The 16,348-nt window shown below is 31.4% G+C and carries 12 protein-coding genes; 6 read left to right on the forward strand and 6 right to left on the reverse strand.

Annotation, left to right across the window (positions count from 1 at the left end; genetic code table 11):
• Nucleotides 1-17: 17 nt before the first annotated feature.
• From EOV51_RS12165 to EOV51_RS12175, 3 genes are read left to right on the forward strand one after another with little or no spacing between them, the layout of a single operon-like run.
• A complete protein-coding gene (locus tag EOV51_RS12165) occupies nt 18-230 on the forward strand; it encodes a DUF350 domain-containing protein (protein WP_128152799.1) in 213 nt (70 codons plus the stop codon).
• Complete coding sequence (locus EOV51_RS12170; RefSeq protein WP_128152800.1) at nt 223-1,737, forward strand: polyamine aminopropyltransferase; 1,515 nt, start codon at nt 223-225, stop codon at nt 1,735-1,737. Before EOV51_RS12165 ends, EOV51_RS12170 begins: the two co-directional genes overlap by 8 nt.
• Nucleotides 1,738-1,749: 12 nt before the next feature.
• Nucleotides 1,750-3,348, forward strand: a complete 1,599-nt coding sequence (locus EOV51_RS12175; protein WP_128152801.1) for a flavin monoamine oxidase family protein — start codon at nt 1,750-1,752, stop codon at nt 3,346-3,348.
• 5 nt (nt 3,349-3,353) lie between these two features.
• Here the strand turns inward: EOV51_RS12175 and EOV51_RS12180 are convergent, their stop codons facing one another.
• Complete coding sequence (locus EOV51_RS12180; protein ID WP_128152802.1) at nt 3,354-3,755, reverse strand: OsmC family protein; 402 nt, start codon at nt 3,753-3,755, stop codon at nt 3,354-3,356.
• A gap of 22 nt (nt 3,756-3,777) precedes the next feature.
• A complete protein-coding gene (locus EOV51_RS12185) occupies nt 3,778-4,230 on the reverse strand; it encodes a GNAT family N-acetyltransferase (protein ID WP_128152803.1) in 453 nt (150 codons plus the stop codon).
• 154 nt (nt 4,231-4,384) lie between these two features.
• Here EOV51_RS12185 and htpG point away from each other — a divergent pair, with 154 nt between their 5' ends.
• Nucleotides 4,385-6,268 (forward strand): molecular chaperone HtpG, encoded by a 1,884-nt coding sequence (gene htpG, locus EOV51_RS12190; protein ID WP_128152804.1) that lies wholly within the window; start codon nt 4,385-4,387, stop codon nt 6,266-6,268.
• A gap of 76 nt (nt 6,269-6,344) precedes the next feature.
• On the opposite strand, the gene EOV51_RS12195 is transcribed toward htpG, so the two are convergent.
• The 3 genes from EOV51_RS12195 to EOV51_RS12205 form a co-directional block, all read right to left on the reverse strand.
• Nucleotides 6,345-7,067, reverse strand: coding sequence for a DUF4197 domain-containing protein (locus EOV51_RS12195; protein ID WP_128152805.1), 723 nt, complete (start codon nt 7,065-7,067; stop codon nt 6,345-6,347).
• 152 nt (nt 7,068-7,219) lie between these two features.
• On the reverse strand, nt 7,220-9,013 hold the full coding sequence (gene uvrC, locus EOV51_RS12200; RefSeq protein WP_128152806.1) for an excinuclease ABC subunit UvrC: 1,794 nt from the start codon (nt 9,011-9,013) through the stop codon (nt 7,220-7,222).
• Between the two features lie 104 nt (nt 9,014-9,117).
• On the reverse strand, nt 9,118-13,602 hold the full coding sequence (locus EOV51_RS12205) for a translocation/assembly module TamB domain-containing protein (RefSeq protein ID WP_128152807.1): 4,485 nt from the start codon (nt 13,600-13,602) through the stop codon (nt 9,118-9,120).
• Between the two features lie 2 nt (nt 13,603-13,604).
• Between EOV51_RS12205 and tsaD the strand changes: the two genes are divergently transcribed.
• Both tsaD and EOV51_RS12215 read left to right on the forward strand, forming a co-directional pair.
• Nucleotides 13,605-14,621 (forward strand): tRNA (adenosine(37)-N6)-threonylcarbamoyltransferase complex transferase subunit TsaD, encoded by a 1,017-nt coding sequence (tsaD, locus tag EOV51_RS12210; RefSeq protein ID WP_128152808.1) that lies wholly within the window; start codon nt 13,605-13,607, stop codon nt 14,619-14,621.
• Between the two features lie 12 nt (nt 14,622-14,633).
• The gene (locus tag EOV51_RS12215) at nt 14,634-15,257 is read left to right on the forward strand and encodes a hypothetical protein (protein WP_128152809.1); all 624 of its coding nucleotides are present in this window, start codon (nt 14,634-14,636) and stop codon (nt 15,255-15,257) included.
• 65 nt (nt 15,258-15,322) lie between these two features.
• Here the strand turns inward: EOV51_RS12215 and EOV51_RS12220 are convergent, their stop codons facing one another.
• Complete coding sequence (locus EOV51_RS12220; RefSeq protein ID WP_128152810.1) at nt 15,323-16,261, reverse strand: M48 family metallopeptidase; 939 nt, start codon at nt 16,259-16,261, stop codon at nt 15,323-15,325.
• Between the last annotated feature and the right edge of the window lie 87 nt (nt 16,262-16,348).

Consider the following 16,348-nt stretch of genomic DNA (forward strand, 5'->3'; position numbering starts at 1 on the left):
TATATAAAAATATAAGTATGGACATATCATTAAAAGTTATAATCAATTCATTAGTATTTTCAGGTTTAGGATTATTAATCTTAATTATATCCTATTACATCATTGAAAAACTTACACCTGAAAAAACCTGGAAAGAAATATCAGAAAATGGCAACATAGCTTTAGCTATTGTATTAGCTGCATCTATATTAGGCATTTCACTTATAATAAGTGCAGCAATACATGGATAAAATTAAGTTCGAATATTTACTTCTTTTTTCCGTTTTTATAATCGCTACCTGTGGGCTGGTATATGAATTGGTTGCTGGTGCTTTAGCTAGCTATTTATTAGGTGATTCAGTAAAACAATTTTCATTTATTATAGGGGTTTACTTATTTTCCATGGGAATAGGTTCATATTTTTCAAAATTCTTTAATAAAAATTTACTAAATGTATTTGTTGAAGTAGAAATTTTGGTTGGACTCATTGGAGGATTAAGTTCAGTTATACTTTTTTTAATCTTCAATATTGCTAGTTTTTTTCAGTTTACACTTTACTTACTTGTGTTTCTTACCGGCTGTTTAGTAGGCTTAGAGATTCCAATTCTTATGAACATTCTTAAAGGTAGAATAGGTTTTAAAGATTTAGTTTCCAATGTTTTTACCTTTGATTATATAGGAGCATTGATCGCTTCTATACTTTTTCCACTTATACTAGTTCCTAAATTGGGATTAATGAAAACTTCCTTGTTTTTTGGAATGATAAATGTCAGTATTGCTATATTTCTTGCTTTCCACTTAAAAAGAGAGCTAAAAAATGTTATTATTTTGCAAATTAAAGCTGTAAGTTCTTTTGTAATTTTACTGGTTGCTTTTATCTTTTCTGAGAAAATTTTATCTTTTTCAGAAGAAAAAATGTATGGTGAAACAATAGTATATACTCATTCTACTTCTTATCAAAGAATTGTTCTAACTCATAACCACAACGAATACAGATTATATTTAAACAATAACCTGCAATTCAGTTCTGCCGATGAATATAGATATCATGAAGCACTTGTTCATCCAGCCATGTCTCTGGCCTCAAATGTTGAAAATGTACTTATTCTGGGAGGAGGAGACGGACTTGCCGTGAGAGAAGTTCTTAAATATAGAGATGTTAAAAATATCACTTTGGTTGATTTAGACGAAGGGATGACTAAATTATTTAAAAATAACTCATTGTTAACGAAACTAAACCTCAATTCTCTTTGGAATGAAAAAGTTAAAATTATTAATTCTGATGCTTACATTTGGATTAAAAATTGCGATAAAAAATTTGATGTTGTAATTGTCGATTTTCCGGATCCTTCTAACTATAGTTTAGGTAAATTATATTCCGTGGGTTTTTACAAAGCTTTATATAATAAAATTACTCCAGAAGCTATAGTTGCAATACAAACTACTTCACCATATTTTGCGCCAAGGTCATTTTGGTGCATCGCTGAAACTATAAAACAGGTTTTTCCTAAAGTTGAAGCTTATCACGTATATGTTCCTTCTTTTGGAGAATGGGGATTTACTTTATCTGCTAAATCTTCTAAAACTGATTTTCATAAAATACAAAGGAAAATAAGTAATTTACGATTCTACACATATAATTTTTATGATTTTACCTTATTTACCAAAGACATGTTAGCTAAGGATATTGAAGTAAATCGTTTAGACAATCAGGTTTTAGTAAGGTATTTTGATGAAGAATGGGGAAAGATTCAATAAAGAACTGCTAAAATGAATAAAGAAAATTATAATCGAAGAGAATTTTTCAAACTTTCATTTATCGGATTGTTCATAACTCCTTTTTTACTTCAATGTAAGCAAAAAGCAAAAAAATTACTCATAAACCTTACCGGCACTAATCATATTTTAGGACATCGGCTATGGAGTAAAAATTTTCCAGAGGTTTCCGGTATTAAAGAAGTAAAATATTTAATTATTGGAGGAGGTATTTCAGGGCTTTCCGCTGCAAGACAATTAATTAGTAAAGGTATTACAGATTTTGCACTACTTGAAATGAGTGATGAAATTGGTGGAAATGCATCATCAGGCAGAAATAATATTTCTTCATACCCCAGAGGTGCGCATTATTTACCTCTACCAGATAAGGAAAATAAGGAGTTACTTAATTTCCTTTATGAATCTAATATAATAATTAATTACAAAGAAGGAATTCCGGTTTATGATGAAGAACAATTATCTTTTGCTCCTCACGAACGGTTATTTATAAATAATTCTTGGCAAGAAGGACTTATTCCTAAGTCAACGCGTAGTAAAGATTCTGAATTGGAATTTAAACGTTTTTTAAAAGAAATGGACATATTCCGAAATATGAAAGGAGCCGATGGAAAATTTTTCTTTGCTATCCCTTTTTCATTTATTAGCCTGGACACAACACTACAATCACTCGATAAACTTACGATGAAAGACTGGTTGATAAAAAATAATTTTTCTGCTGAAGAATTGCTATGGTATGTCGATTATTGTTGTAAAGATGATTATGGTTTAGGTATAGATTCGGTATCTGCTTGGGCTGGAATCCATTATTTTGCATCTAGAAAAAATAATGCAAACTTATATGCGACAGATGCTGTTCTTACATGGCCTGAAGGAAATGCAAGATTAGCAGCCCATCTTAAAAAACGCTGTATAAACCATATCTATAAAAATCATTTGGCTTACAAAGTAGGTTTGGAAAAAGATAAGGTTCATGTACATGCATTTAACTCAAAAAATAATCAATCTACACTTATAAAGTCAGAAAAAGTCATTGTTTCCTCTCCTCAGTTTATAAACAAGTATTTAATTAAAGACAGACATGTATTTACCAAAAACTTTAATTATAGTCCCTGGATTGTTGCAACTTTTACTGTCAATTCGGCCTTACACGATAGTGAATTCCCTCTTTCATGGGATAATGTGATTTATAAAGGAAAAGGCTTAGGGTATATATACAATCAGAATCAAAATTTAAACCAGATAAACGATAAAAAAGTGATAAGTTATTATTTATGCCTTTCAGGTCCAGATTTAAATTTAGAACGCAAAAAACTTTTTAATAAAACAGAAAACTATTGGAGAAATTATATTCTTAACGATCTAAAAAAAGCACATCCTGATATAGAAAATTTCATTGAAAATATGGAAATTTACCGAATAGGTCATGGAATGATAGCTCCAGTTCCAGGATTTATTTTTGGTAAAGAAAAAAAGGAGGCTTCAAAAACAATAAACGACAAAATATATTTTGCCCATACTGATTTAACAGGATATTCATTATTTGAAGAAGCCTTCCAACAGGGAATAAATGCAGCAAACCAATTATTAAAGTAAAGATATTACCAAGTAAACGAAATGGTTTGAGCTACCTCTGGTGAAAGCGATAAGGATACCGGGCAAGTATGGGCTACACGCTCTAAAATAGTTTTTTGCTTTTCATCTAAATTCAGATTGGGGAAATAAATATCTATTTTGATTTCACCAATCCTTCTGGGAGAAGAATTCATTATCTTGGTCACTTCTGCACGAGTACCTATTAAATCAATGTTCATTTCACGTGATTTTATACCCATAATCGACAATATACAGCTAGCCAAAGCACTTGCCACTAAATCGGTAGGCGAGAAACTTTCCCCTTTCCCATGATTATCTACCGGTGCATCTGTGGCTATTTTCGCTCCACTTTGAATATGAACAGAATCTGTGTGAAGATCTCCTTGATAAATTACTTCTAAAGTCATAATATTTGTATTTAATTATTTTTTAATTATTTTCAATCGTACAATTAATCCACTCAGGATCGAAAGAGGCTTTACATTTTTTATAAAATTTAATTGCCGGTTCATTCCATTCCAATACCTGCCAGGTCATACCCGAAAAATTATTACTTTTCATTTCTTTAAGCAAAGAATCAAAAAGCTTACTACCTACTCCCTTCCCTCTCCAGTCCTTACTCACAATAATATCTTCCAGATACATACGTTCACCTTTCCATGTTGAAAATCGAATATAATATAAAGCAAAACCTACCACCCTTCCGGATTTTGTATCTTCTGCAACAAAAGCCCACCAAACAGGATGTTTACCAAATCCACTTTTTTCAAATTGATCAATTTTGATTGTAACCTCTTCAGGTGCCTTTTCAAATTCCGCTAATTCTCTTACTAACTCTAATAATCTCGGACAATCTTCTTTTTTTGCTTTTCTTATGATCATGTATTTTCTTTATTTTACTTTATACCAAAGTTACTAATTAATACTAATACGTAAGCATCTAAAATTTCGAAAACGTCAATTTGTCACTATTAATGAGTTGGTATTTTTTTTGATTTTTAATGGAAAATAAATTTTAATAAAAGATATAACACATATGGCAAAAGGTAATATCAATGTATCAGTAGAAAACATTTTTCCTCTGATAAAAAAGTTTTTATATAGTGATCATGAGATATTTTTACGTGAATTAGTTTCAAATGCAACTGATGCTACTCTAAAACTTAAACATTTAACCAATATTGGTGAAGCTAAGGTTGAATATGGTAGTCCTATCATTGAAATTAAAATAGATAAAGAAAATAAAACACTTCATATTATCGATCAGGGTATCGGTATGACGGAAGAAGAAGTGCAAAAATATATCAATGAAGTAGCTTTCTCGGGTGCAGAAGATTTTATATCTAAACATAAAGATGCTGAAAAAGAAGGTATTATCGGACATTTTGGTCTAGGTTTTTATTCATCTTTTATGGTCGCGGATAAAGTGGAAATTATTACCAAATCATTTACAGATGCACCTGCGGTTCATTGGGTATGTGACGGTAGCCCTCAATTTGATTTAGGCCCTTCAGATAAAACTAATCGTGGAACTGAAATTATTCTTCATATAGCTGAAGATTCTCAGGAGTTTTTAGAGGAATATAAAATACGGGAATTACTGCAAAAATATAATCGTTTTATGCCTATTCCAATTAAATTTGGAACTAAGGAAGAAACTTTACCTTTACCAGAGGATGCAGATAAAGATGCTACTCCAGAAAAAGTAGTTGTAGATGATATCATTAACAATCCCAACCCTGCCTGGACCAAAGCTCCTTCTGAATTAAAAGAGGAAGATTACAAAGCTTTTTATCATGAGCTGTATCCAATGCAGTTTGATGAGCCATTATTCAACATACATTTAAATGTTGACTACCCCTTTCATTTAACCGGAATATTATTTTTCCCCAAACTTGGTAACAATATAAATATTGATAAAGATAAAATACAATTATATCAAAATCAAGTATTTGTAACCGATGAAGTTAAAGGAATTGTTCCAGACTTTTTAATGTTACTACGAGGAGTTATTGATTCTCCGGATATTCCGTTGAATGTTTCCCGTTCCTACCTTCAGGCTGATGGTGCTGTGAAAAAAATATCTTCTTACATCACGAAAAAAGTGGCTGATAAAATGGTTTCATTAATGAATGAAAACCGTGAAGACTATGAGAAAAAATGGAATGATATAAAGGTTGTTATTGAATATGGAATGATTTCAGAAGAAAAATTCTTTGAAAAATCAGACAAATTTGCATTATATCCTACTGTTGATGGTACTTATTATACATTTGATGAGCTTAAAGATAAAATTAAAGATCTTCAAACTGATAAAGACGGAAAATTAATCATACTTTATGCTTCCAACATCCATGAACAGGATCAATATATTCAAACAGTAAAAGATAAAGGATATGAAGTTTTACTTCTAGATTCTCCTATTACATCTCACTTAATTCAGAAACTGGAAACTTCTAAAGAAAATATATCTTTTGTTCGTGTTGATGCAGATCACATTAACAACTTGATTAAAAAAGAAGAAGAAACAGTATCTGTTCTTTCAGATGAAGAAAAAGAAAACCTGAAAAAAGAACTGGAAGAAGCTATTGATTCTAAAAGTTATACAATTGAGCTGGAAAATCTAGGCAAAAATGATGCACCTTTTATGTTAACACAGCCCGAATTTATGAGAAGAATGAAGGATATGCAGCAATTGGGAGGTGGTATGTACGGAATGATGGGTAATTTCCCTGAAATGTATAATCTGGTAGTAAACACTAATAGTCCGCTGGCTTCAGAAATTTTATCCAAAGATAATAAAGAGGAGAAAGCCAAAGTTATTAGACAAGCTCTTGATTTGGCAAAACTGTCTCAAAATATTCTCAAAGGTAAAGATTTAACTGATTTTATCAAACGTAGTTTTGAAATGATCAAATAACATATTTATAGTTAAACATAAAAAAGCCACTTAAATAAAAAGTGGCTTTTTTTATATTAATATTAACTGAATATTATTAATTCGAACTACCTCCGAGCAAAGTTCCAAGTATACTTTTAGAAATTGAATTTTTCATTTCATAATCTTTAGCAACTTCAAAAAGGCCATCTACAATTTGTTGTGATGCATATTGGCTTATGGAAGAACTTACATTCGAATTTGTTGAAGATTGTTTATTTCCTAATAACGCATCAATTGCACTTTTTACGCTTTTATCTTTAGTTGCATTATTAATTAAAGAGGTTAATCCATTTGAATTTAACTGACTTTCTACCTGAGGTTGAATAGCTGCAATCAATTTAGATTGAGTTTTATTTTTTAAATATTCCGTAGCAGCTCCTTTACCTCCGGATAAAATAGATACAGCATCTGAAATAGTCATTTCCTGTATAGCGGAAGTTATTATAGGCTTAGCTACGTTTACAGAAGATTCTGCTGCCTTTCCAATATATTCTTTTTCTTTAGTAACCAGACTGCTTAGACCTAAATTTTCAAGTTTTGTATTAATTTTTTTGAGCTCATCAGGCATAACAGCTTCAATTAAAGCATTGGTAATAAATGAATTTGAATTACCTAACACAGAAAAACCCTGATTAGTACTTGAGGTCATCATCTGTTTGACCGTATTTAAACCTGCAGTAGAGGTTGTAGAAGTAGAAGAACCTTGTGTATCACACGACTGTAAACTTATAACAAAAGTAGAGACTAAAATTAGTTTAGAAATTGTACTTATTTTCATTTCATCAATATTTTTGCTTACTACTTTACAAAAAAGGTACCATTTTTTATAGTAATTACACTACATCTATATAAACTCTTATTTTATAGATGAATAGACCTAAAATATCTATCTATATTCATATTTCTACTATAATAAAGTTTCAGGATTTACTATTTTGAATGATCTAACCTAAAATATTCCTGCAAAAGATCTCCTCTTTTTTTACCAATCAGTTCTTCAATTTCAGCTGGTGCTGCCTTTTTAATGGCTTGCACAGATTTAAAATGGCTTAATAGCTGCTGGATGGTTTTTTCTCCAATTCCGCTTATATTATCTAATTCTGTAGTAAATGTATTTTTACTTCTTTTATTTCTGTGACGGGTAATTCCATATCTGTGAGCCTCATCCCTTACCTTTTGCAAAACTTTTAGAGTTTCTGAAGTTTTATCTAAATATAGCGGAATAGAATCGTGAGGAAAATAAATTTCTTCCAGTCTTTTTGCTATACCAATAATGGGAATTTTTCCAGCCAAGCCTAATAATTCCAAAGATTTATAGGCAGAACTCAATTGACCTTTTCCTCCATCAATTAATATAAGCTGAGGTAGTTCATTTCCTTCATCAAGCTGTCTTCTGTATCTGCGGAAAATGACTTCTTCCATTGTTGCAAAATCGTTAGGCCCTTCCACTGATTTAACATTAAATATTCTATATTCTCCTTTACTGGGCTTACCATTTCGAAAAACAACACAAGCAGAAACCGGATTGGTACCTTGAATGTTGGAATTATCAAAACCTTCAATAAGGCGTGGTTCCTGAGGCAAATGAAGTAACATTTTCATTTCTGCCATTATTCTATTAGAATGGCGCTCAGGATCAATAATTTTAACTTGTTTAAGCTTTTCCAGTCTGTATTCTTTAGCATTTCTTTCCGATAAATCAAGAATTTTTTTCTTATCTCCTATCTTGGGAATAGATAATTTAACATTAGGTATATCCAAATCAATAGGAAAAGGCAAATAAATTTCTTTAGAAAAAGATTGAAATTTTTTTCTAATTTCCACTAAGGTTTTTTCCAGAATTTCTTCCGGAGATTCATCCAGTTTTTTCTTTATTTCTGTAGTATACGATTGAATAATTCTACCTTTAACAATTTTAAAATAATTTACGTAAGCTGCTGTTTCATCTGTAGTTATTCCAAATACATCTACATTTGAAATAGTGGGTGAAATTACTGTTGATTTTGCCTGGTATTTTTCAAGCAAATCCAGCTTTTCTTTAATTAGCTGAGCCTTCTCAAATTCCATATCACCAGCAAAGGTCATCATTTTTTTTCGTAAAGAATTCAAGGGTTCCGTAATGTTTCCCTTTATAATCTCACGAATTTCCTGAACATTGTCCAGATAATTTTCTAGCGATTGGTGTTCTTCACATGGCCCCAAACAATTATGAATATGATATTCCAGACAGACTGAATACTTATTAGCTTCAATTTTATCTTTTTTCAAATCCAGATTACAGGTTCGTAGCGGATATATACTTTTAATTAATTCCAGCAAGGTTCTGGCAACTATAACAGATGTATAAGGGCCATAATATTCCGAACCTTCATATACCAGTTTACGGGTCAAAAATATTCTGGGAAAAGGCTCCTTTCTAATACAAATCCAGGGATAGGTTTTATCATCTTTTAACCTGATGTTGTATCGTGGCAAATATTCTTTAATCAAATTATTTTCCAGAAGCAATGCATCATATTCCGTATCTACAATTGTCGTTTTAATATTACGAATTTTGGAAACCAGAACTTTAGTCTTTCCGAAATTTTCTTTATTAAAATAAGAAATAACTCTTTTTTTTAGATTTTTTGCTTTCCCTACATACAGAATTTTATTTTCCTCATCAAAAAACTGATATACACCGGGCTTGTTAGGTAACGTTTTAAGTTGAAGCTCTAAAGACATTTTACAAATTTAGTGTTAAGATTTTACAAATATCGGACTATTTTAATATTTTTAAGTATCAAACAATTATAAAAAATTATATCCCGAAAAATCGGGATATATTTTTATTTTTTTCCTTCAGTAGGCGCTACTTGTATTGAGTCTGATTTATTTTTTTTATCTTTCTTTTTTCTTCCTATAATGTCACTCAATCGATTAAATGAACGTTTATAGACAATACCCGCTCCATAAGCCTGATTATTGGCTCCTGAATTTCCTAGTAAAGAAGTCTCCAATCCAAAAGTAGATGGTTTGGAAAATCCGCTCAATACTAAAGATTTATCACTGTTTTTTGAAATATCATAATTTATTTTAGCTCCATATGTCCAAACATCCGCTGCACTCTTTTGTTCCAGTGGCATATTTACAGAGCCGACTATTGATAATCGGTTGTTTAGTTTGAAGGTAGGATCTATAGATATTCTATCGCTTGTATTTTCCACTCTAGAACCTGCATTAAAGTTAGCATCTAAAGAAAATACACCACTAATGTTATTGATAACAGAGGTTAATTGTTTTAAAACAATATCATATGCAGAAGAAGCATAACTGCTCCCTCCCATTTTATCGGATAAGAAACTTCCGAAAACAACTATTCCTGCAACTTGATTATATTTTTCTCCTTCGTTATTATTAATCTTACTTCTTAACTGATCCCTTATAGAAGAAGCTCCTTCGACATCAATATCGAAATTGATGCTTGGCTTGGATAAATAACCTGTTAATAATGCTTTTACTATGACATTGGTAGCTGGAACTGTAGATATACCCAGATAGTCTCCTATATTACTAACTAATCGGGTATAGGTAGCTGTAATATCCAGATTAGCCTCTGTAGGCCCTCTATTTTCCCATTGTATCTTACTACCGGGTACAATTGTAAAATCTTTATTTACAAACATATTATAGTAATATTTACTATCACCGGTAATTGTATACGTACCTTCCATTGTTATGGTTCCTGCACGCGACATATTAAATTTTAAGTTTTTAGCGTCACCTCTCACCTGTATCCTATCTCCGGTTTCCTGACTGATGATAAGATTTACTACCGAATTACTGTCAGCGGTGACATCAGCACTTATTGTAAGGCCTAAAGGTGGTTTTACTTCCGTTTCTTCTCCTTCTTTCGGCTGATCAGGAAGGAATTTTATAAAACTTATATCAGTAGCGTTTGTTGTACTGCTGCTGTTTATAGTCAGGTTACTTCCACTTAAAGCTCTTGCTTTGGCTGCAATTTCAATTCCGGAAACTGTGGAACCTGTAATTGAAAATGTACCCGAAGCATATACAGTCCCGTAAAACAAATCATTTTCCTTCATGGTCGTATTCAAAACTAACAGCTTTTCTGTAGAAAAGTCTAAGTTCAATCCCCATTCCTGGAAATTTTTCGTCAACAATGCCCCATAAACCGTTCCTTTTGAACCATTTACCGTATCCATTAATTCAATATTATCCAGATAAAAAACACCATTGGAAATTTGTAAATCCTGTTCTTTGGTCAATTGGTAATCGACACCTAAAAAATTTACCGTAAAACCTACGTTATTCATTGCCAGTACTCCCTGATATTGTGGATTAGTCAAATCGCCGGTAATATGAACATCCCCGGTTGCTTCTCCTCTGAATTTAGAAAAAACTGCCTGCAAAAATGTACCTATAGGAGCTACATTAAACTTATTTGCAGTTAAAGATATATCTACTTGAGCGGGCTTTCCTGTCTCGTTTTTGATAAATCCTTCAGCAGAAAAATTCTTAACTCCATTATTCATTAATTTAGTATCCAGAACGTATTTATCTTCTGAAGCATCATAAGAAGCATCCATAATCAGATCTCCTAAAGGCTGATTATTAAACTTCAATCCGCTGACATCCAGATCTACCAGCGGTTTAAATTCCTGCGGAGTTTTTGTTATTTTGGCTGATCCCGTAGCAATCCCTTCAAATGTCATGTCCTTTAAAAAGCTTTCAGGAATAACTTTCGAAAGCTCTACCTCCTTTAAATTTAAATCAAAATTAAATTTATCTTTGGATTCATACTCTCCGGATAAGTTCACTTCTGATTCTCCTGATTTTACTACAATGTTTTCCAGCGATAGCTTATTGGTGATTACATTATACTTTACAATAGCTTCATCTGGTTTAAAATCGGGATTTAATGTCCATTTTCCTTTGTTTAATTTTATATCTGATGGTCTGAAACCATAAATCATATCATTACCTCTACGTGTCTGATATAAATTAAGGTCGAAATTGGTTTGTTTTCCTTTGTATTTTCCATGGTAAAAGTTCGTAGACGCAAATAAGGTATCATTTCTTTTGAAACCGGAAAAATTAATATTATCTATTTTATTTTTATCTATTTCAAAAGAAGATAGCGATCCCATAAATTGACGTAGCGAATCAGCCGTATTCAGAAAAAGATTAGGATTAGTTAGCTTTATGTTTTTGTAATAAATATATTGTGAAATAACCTGTGTCTGCAACTGATTTCCCTCACCAATATATCTGCCAATAATAGTAGTTCCGGGAGAAATATTAACATCCAGCATTAATAAGTCAAATAAATCTTTTTGTATATCCAGAATAAAAGAAAATTCCTGATTAACAAATCGCTTTTTAGGCTTATAGTTTACTAATAAGTTACCGATTCCCTCTTGCAACATGGCTGGAACATCATTAAGTTTGTATTTTCCATAAATGTTAGCAGTTATCATATTAGGAGAAAATACATCAAAATTCCTGTTACCGTTGTCTGAGGTTGTCTTTATTTGAATATCATTGTAGGCGGTAGTAACCGTATCTTTGGTTACCTGTATTTGAGAAAGATTAATTTCCCCTATTAAATCATCGATAGTACTAAAAGATATGTTAGTATTTACCAAACCTTTAAAAGAAGTATTTTTGTCTACCACTGTGGTAAAATAACTTAAATCTAACTTTTTAATATCGGCTAAAAATTCAGTTTTAACAGTTTTACTGGAAAAGTCAAGATTTCCCTCAAAGTTAAAGTTGGCATGGCTGTCTTCGGTATTTATTTTACCCCTGAAAACTTTATTTTTCAAATTACCTACGGCAGCTATATTATGTAGTACTTTACCGTTAATCTCAATCTGTTCGAGTTTACCGTCAAACTTGGTATCCATATGGTTTAATTTAAAACCTTTGCCGTCAAAATATACTTTTGAAGTTATAGGACCAATTGTAGATGACTGTGTAAACGGAGCCAGATTTAAACCGGTAGTTTCCACCTCTCCTTCATACTTAGGAAGATCAGTTGAGTAATCATGTAACTTAGCATCTGCTTTTACCAGCCCTAAAGCACTTATCAGACTACCTTTCGTAACAATGGAATTTTTATCAATTGAAAAATCACCCGTATAATTTGCCGTACCAAATTTAGTGAGTATATCCGGAATTTTAGCAGATATGAATTTTGGTAACCAATTTTTTAATGATGGATAAGAAGTTTGTAATTTAGCTCCCTGAGTGTTTATTGCAAAAGATTTATCAGATTCAGATGGAACTAAATCCTTTAATTTCAGAGAAGGAGCTGTAAAAAAGGTGTTTTCTGATGAAAATATAGGATTTGTTAAAACCAGATTATTAAGCGGTCCTTTTGCCGTTGAAGATATTTGCATGATAGCATTTGAATTCCAGTCTTTTACGAAATACCTTATATCTTTTCCGGAAATTTTACTACCTGTTTTTAAATCCAAATCCCAACTTACCTGATCACTAAAATTTGCTAATCCGTTTTCTTTAGTATGTCTGAAGTAAAGGCTGCCCAGTAATAAGGAAGTATCAGATTCCAAAATTAAATTTTTAAACGATAATTCCGTTTCAGAATAATGAACAAGTCCTGAAATCTGATTGACAATATAATTATCATTATATCTCTTACCTTTAAAATTAAATAAATCAACCCAAACATTTATATCAGAACCGTTAATTTTAACTTTCGAGACTTTCAGGTTTAAATTTTTAGCATCCAGCCAGGTCTGATCTTCTTTAGGTTGATTTTGACTGACAATTGAAAACTGACCATTTACAATATCTGCTCTTCCTTCAAGCTTAAAAGGTTGATCCGATGATTGTTTATCTGATTTAAATTTATCTATGAATAGTGAAAAATTATCTCGATCTTCTCCTTTATAAGTAATAACTCTTACTACTGGTTCTTTTAATCGAATCTGATTTATTTTAAGACTGTTTTTCTTATCAATCAATAAATTTTTTATTAATGAATAAGTGCTAAAAAAAGCTTTTGCTTCTTTAACTTTAATAAAATCGAAATTATGATGATCTTTGACTGCTGTCTCATTTAAAACCAGATTACCAAAATAATCTACTTCAACACTTTTAACAGATATTTGAGTCTTAAATTGATTATTAAGAAATTCAATACCTGCCTGCGCAATTTTTTCTTTAACCGGAGGAAGATTGATTATTACTATAAATGCCAGAAATACAAAGAGTATTATGTAAAATGCAAATAATACTGTATTTAGTATTCTTCTGAATATCTTTTTAATTTTTAACTTTGCCATAAATGAAAACACCCATTATTTTAGGAATAGAATCTTCTTGCGATGATACATCAGCAGCTATTATTAAAGGAAAAACTATTCTTTCCAATATTGTTTCTGCACAAAAAGTACACCAAAATTACGGAGGTGTCGTTCCTGAATTAGCATCAAGAGCACACCAGCAAAATATAGTACCTGTTGTTCAGCAAGCTATTCAACAAGCAAATATAACCAAAAAAGATATAGATGCAATCGCGTTTACACGTGGTCCCGGATTATTAGGTTCTTTGCTTGTAGGTACCAGCTTTGCTAAATCTTTAGCTATGTCTTTACAAATTCCTTTGATTGAGGTAAACCATATGCAAGGTCATATTTTTGCGCATTTTATTGAAGACGCTAATGCTAATTCCATAAATTTTCCTTTTCTATGCTTAACGGTAAGCGGAGGTCATACTCAAATTGTTAAGGTCGATAATTATTTTACTCTTTCTGTTCTCGGAGAAACTTTGGATGATGCTGCAGGCGAAGCTTTTGATAAAATAGGAAAATTATTGGGATTGAATTATCCGGCGGGTCCGCTTTTAGATAAAATGGCACAGTTGGGAGACGAAAATAAATTTAAATTTTCACAGCCAAAGCTGGATGGAATAAAATTTTCATTTAGTGGGATTAAAACATCTGTATTGTATTTTATACAAAAAGAAATACAGAAAAATCCAGACTTTATTCAGGAAAACCTACATGATTTATGTGCTTCTGTACAAAAAACAATTGTGGATGCTCTACTTATTAAAATTAAAGAAGCTGTTAAATTAACCGGAATAAATAAAATTGCGATTGCCGGAGGAGTATCTGCAAATTCCAGATTGAGATCTGAAATCCTAAAGCTGGAAGAAACTTTTAATTGTAAAACTTTTATACCAAAATTTGAATATACCACGGATAATGCCGCAATGATTGCTGTTGTAGGAAGTATAAAATATGAGTATAATGTTTTTTCAGATTTATCTGTAGCTGCAACAGCAAGATATAAAATTTAATAGCAAATACGTATGATAAAAAATTTGTTCAAGCATAGTATTCTTATAACTTTATTCGTAAGTTTAGCATTTTCCTGTCAAAAAAATAAAATTTTATTTAAAGAAGATTTTCAAAATAACCATAACGGATGGGATACTCTTACAACTTCTTATTTGTCAAATAAAATTGTTGACAGGCAATTTATTTCTACCAATGAATTTGATAATGTCATAAACTTCTCTTTAATAGAGCCTCAAATTAAAGAAAAAAATTTATGGATCGAATCATCAATTAAATTTAATAAGTTTTACAAAGCAGGTTCTTTAGGTGGTTTGATTATTTTAGCGGATAATATAAAAGATCCGAAAGAATATTTGTTTTTTGGAATTAATGATAAGAAAGAAGTCTGTATTTCAAGAGAAAGTCTCAATCCTTCCAAAGCTCAGACTTATTATATGCATAAAAATGAGAACTTAAAATTAGATGACTATAATACTTTCTCAATACATATATCAAACTCAAAATTACAGTTTCTTCTTAACAGCAAATCTGTTATAGCTATAGATAGGATAGAATTTTCTACCACTACTATGGGATACGTTACTTTAGGGTCTCAAATAGCGGTTAAAGATTTAGAAATAAAAAAATCACTCTAATATCTGATAAAAAAAGACTTAACCTAATAAGTTAAGTCTTTTTATTTATTAATACATAAATGATATTATTTATACATATACGCCTTATTTTGTTTTTGATTTGTTTTGTTACTTCCTTTATTGTTAGTAGCATTTGAACTTTTAGACGTCGATGTGTTCTTAGTTTCCGAATAACTTTTTACTGAACTATTCTTATAAGGACTGGAATTATAATATTCCAACGCTTTTGACATGTCTTTGTTAAGATCTGCGATTCTGTTTTCCGGATTAGGGTGGGTTGATAAAAATTCAGGAGTATTATTTCCCCCTGAAGCTTCAGTTGCTTTTATCATTCTTTCCCAGAATAAAGGTGCTTCTCTGGGATCATATCCCGCCATTGACATTATATAAAGTCCCATAGCATCAGCATCAGTCTCTTGTTTTCTGCCATATCTTAATAAAGTAATATTACTGGCTATTGGATAATAATCGTTAATCACTCCTTTTAATTGTTGATTGCTTGTAACACCACTTAACAGTTGCCCCCCCACCTGGGAAACATAAGACTGGGAAATTTTTTCAGCTCCATGACCTGCCAGTGCATGAGCAATTTCGTGACCCAAAACAACAGCCAGTCCTGCATCGGTTTTTGTAACGGGCAAAATTCCTGAATATACAGCAACTTTTCCTCCAGGCATACACCAGGCATTAATTGTTTTTGGATCGTCTATCAATACAAATTGCCACTCATAACCATTTAAGGCAGCCTCCTGCCCTATGGATTTATAATATGCTTCAGCTGCATTTTTTATACGACTACCAACTTCAGATACTTGTCTGGACTGAGCAGTACCGGTAATTAATTTGCTCGATGACAAAACTTGAGTATACTGCTGGAAGGATAAAGGCAAAATTTGAGAGTTTGAAACAAAATTTAATGATTTTCTTCCTGTGAGAGGGTTAGTTGCACAAGCAACTGTAAGCAAAGCAACGGCAGAAGCTGCTATTAATTTATTCGCTTTCATAGATTTATATAATTTATATTAGCTATATAGTAAATTTATTAATTAATGTTATTAAATTTGCAAAGATTTAAAAACAACATAAAATCA

It is taken from the genome of Apibacter raozihei (assembly GCF_004014855.1).
Classification (GTDB): domain Bacteria; phylum Bacteroidota; class Bacteroidia; order Flavobacteriales; family Weeksellaceae; genus Apibacter; species Apibacter raozihei.

Bases quoted from the DNA above. Each gene is read 5' to 3' on its own strand.
- EOV51_RS12165 (WP_128152799.1), top strand. From the start codon at position 18: ATGGACATATCATTAAAAGTTATAATCAATTCATTAGTATTTTCAGGT.
- EOV51_RS12170 (WP_128152800.1), top strand. From the start codon at position 223: ATGGATAAAATTAAGTTCGAATATTTACTTCTTTTTTCCGTTTTTATA.
- EOV51_RS12175 (WP_128152801.1), top strand. From the start codon at position 1,750: ATGAATAAAGAAAATTATAATCGAAGAGAATTTTTCAAACTTTCATTT.
- EOV51_RS12180 (WP_128152802.1), bottom strand. From the start codon at position 3,755: ATGACTTTAGAAGTAATTTATCAAGGAGATCTTCACACAGATTCTGTT.
- EOV51_RS12185 (WP_128152803.1), bottom strand. From the start codon at position 4,230: ATGATCATAAGAAAAGCAAAAAAAGAAGATTGTCCGAGATTATTAGAG.
- htpG (WP_128152804.1), top strand. From the start codon at position 4,385: ATGGCAAAAGGTAATATCAATGTATCAGTAGAAAACATTTTTCCTCTG.
- EOV51_RS12195 (WP_128152805.1), bottom strand. From the start codon at position 7,067: ATGAAAATAAGTACAATTTCTAAACTAATTTTAGTCTCTACTTTTGTT.
- uvrC (WP_128152806.1), bottom strand. From the start codon at position 9,013: ATGTCTTTAGAGCTTCAACTTAAAACGTTACCTAACAAGCCCGGTGTA.
- EOV51_RS12205 (WP_128152807.1), bottom strand. From the start codon at position 13,602: ATGGCAAAGTTAAAAATTAAAAAGATATTCAGAAGAATACTAAATACA.
- tsaD (WP_128152808.1), top strand. From the start codon at position 13,605: ATGAAAACACCCATTATTTTAGGAATAGAATCTTCTTGCGATGATACA.
- EOV51_RS12215 (WP_128152809.1), top strand. From the start codon at position 14,634: ATGATAAAAAATTTGTTCAAGCATAGTATTCTTATAACTTTATTCGTA.
- EOV51_RS12220 (WP_128152810.1), bottom strand. From the start codon at position 16,261: ATGAAAGCGAATAAATTAATAGCAGCTTCTGCCGTTGCTTTGCTTACA.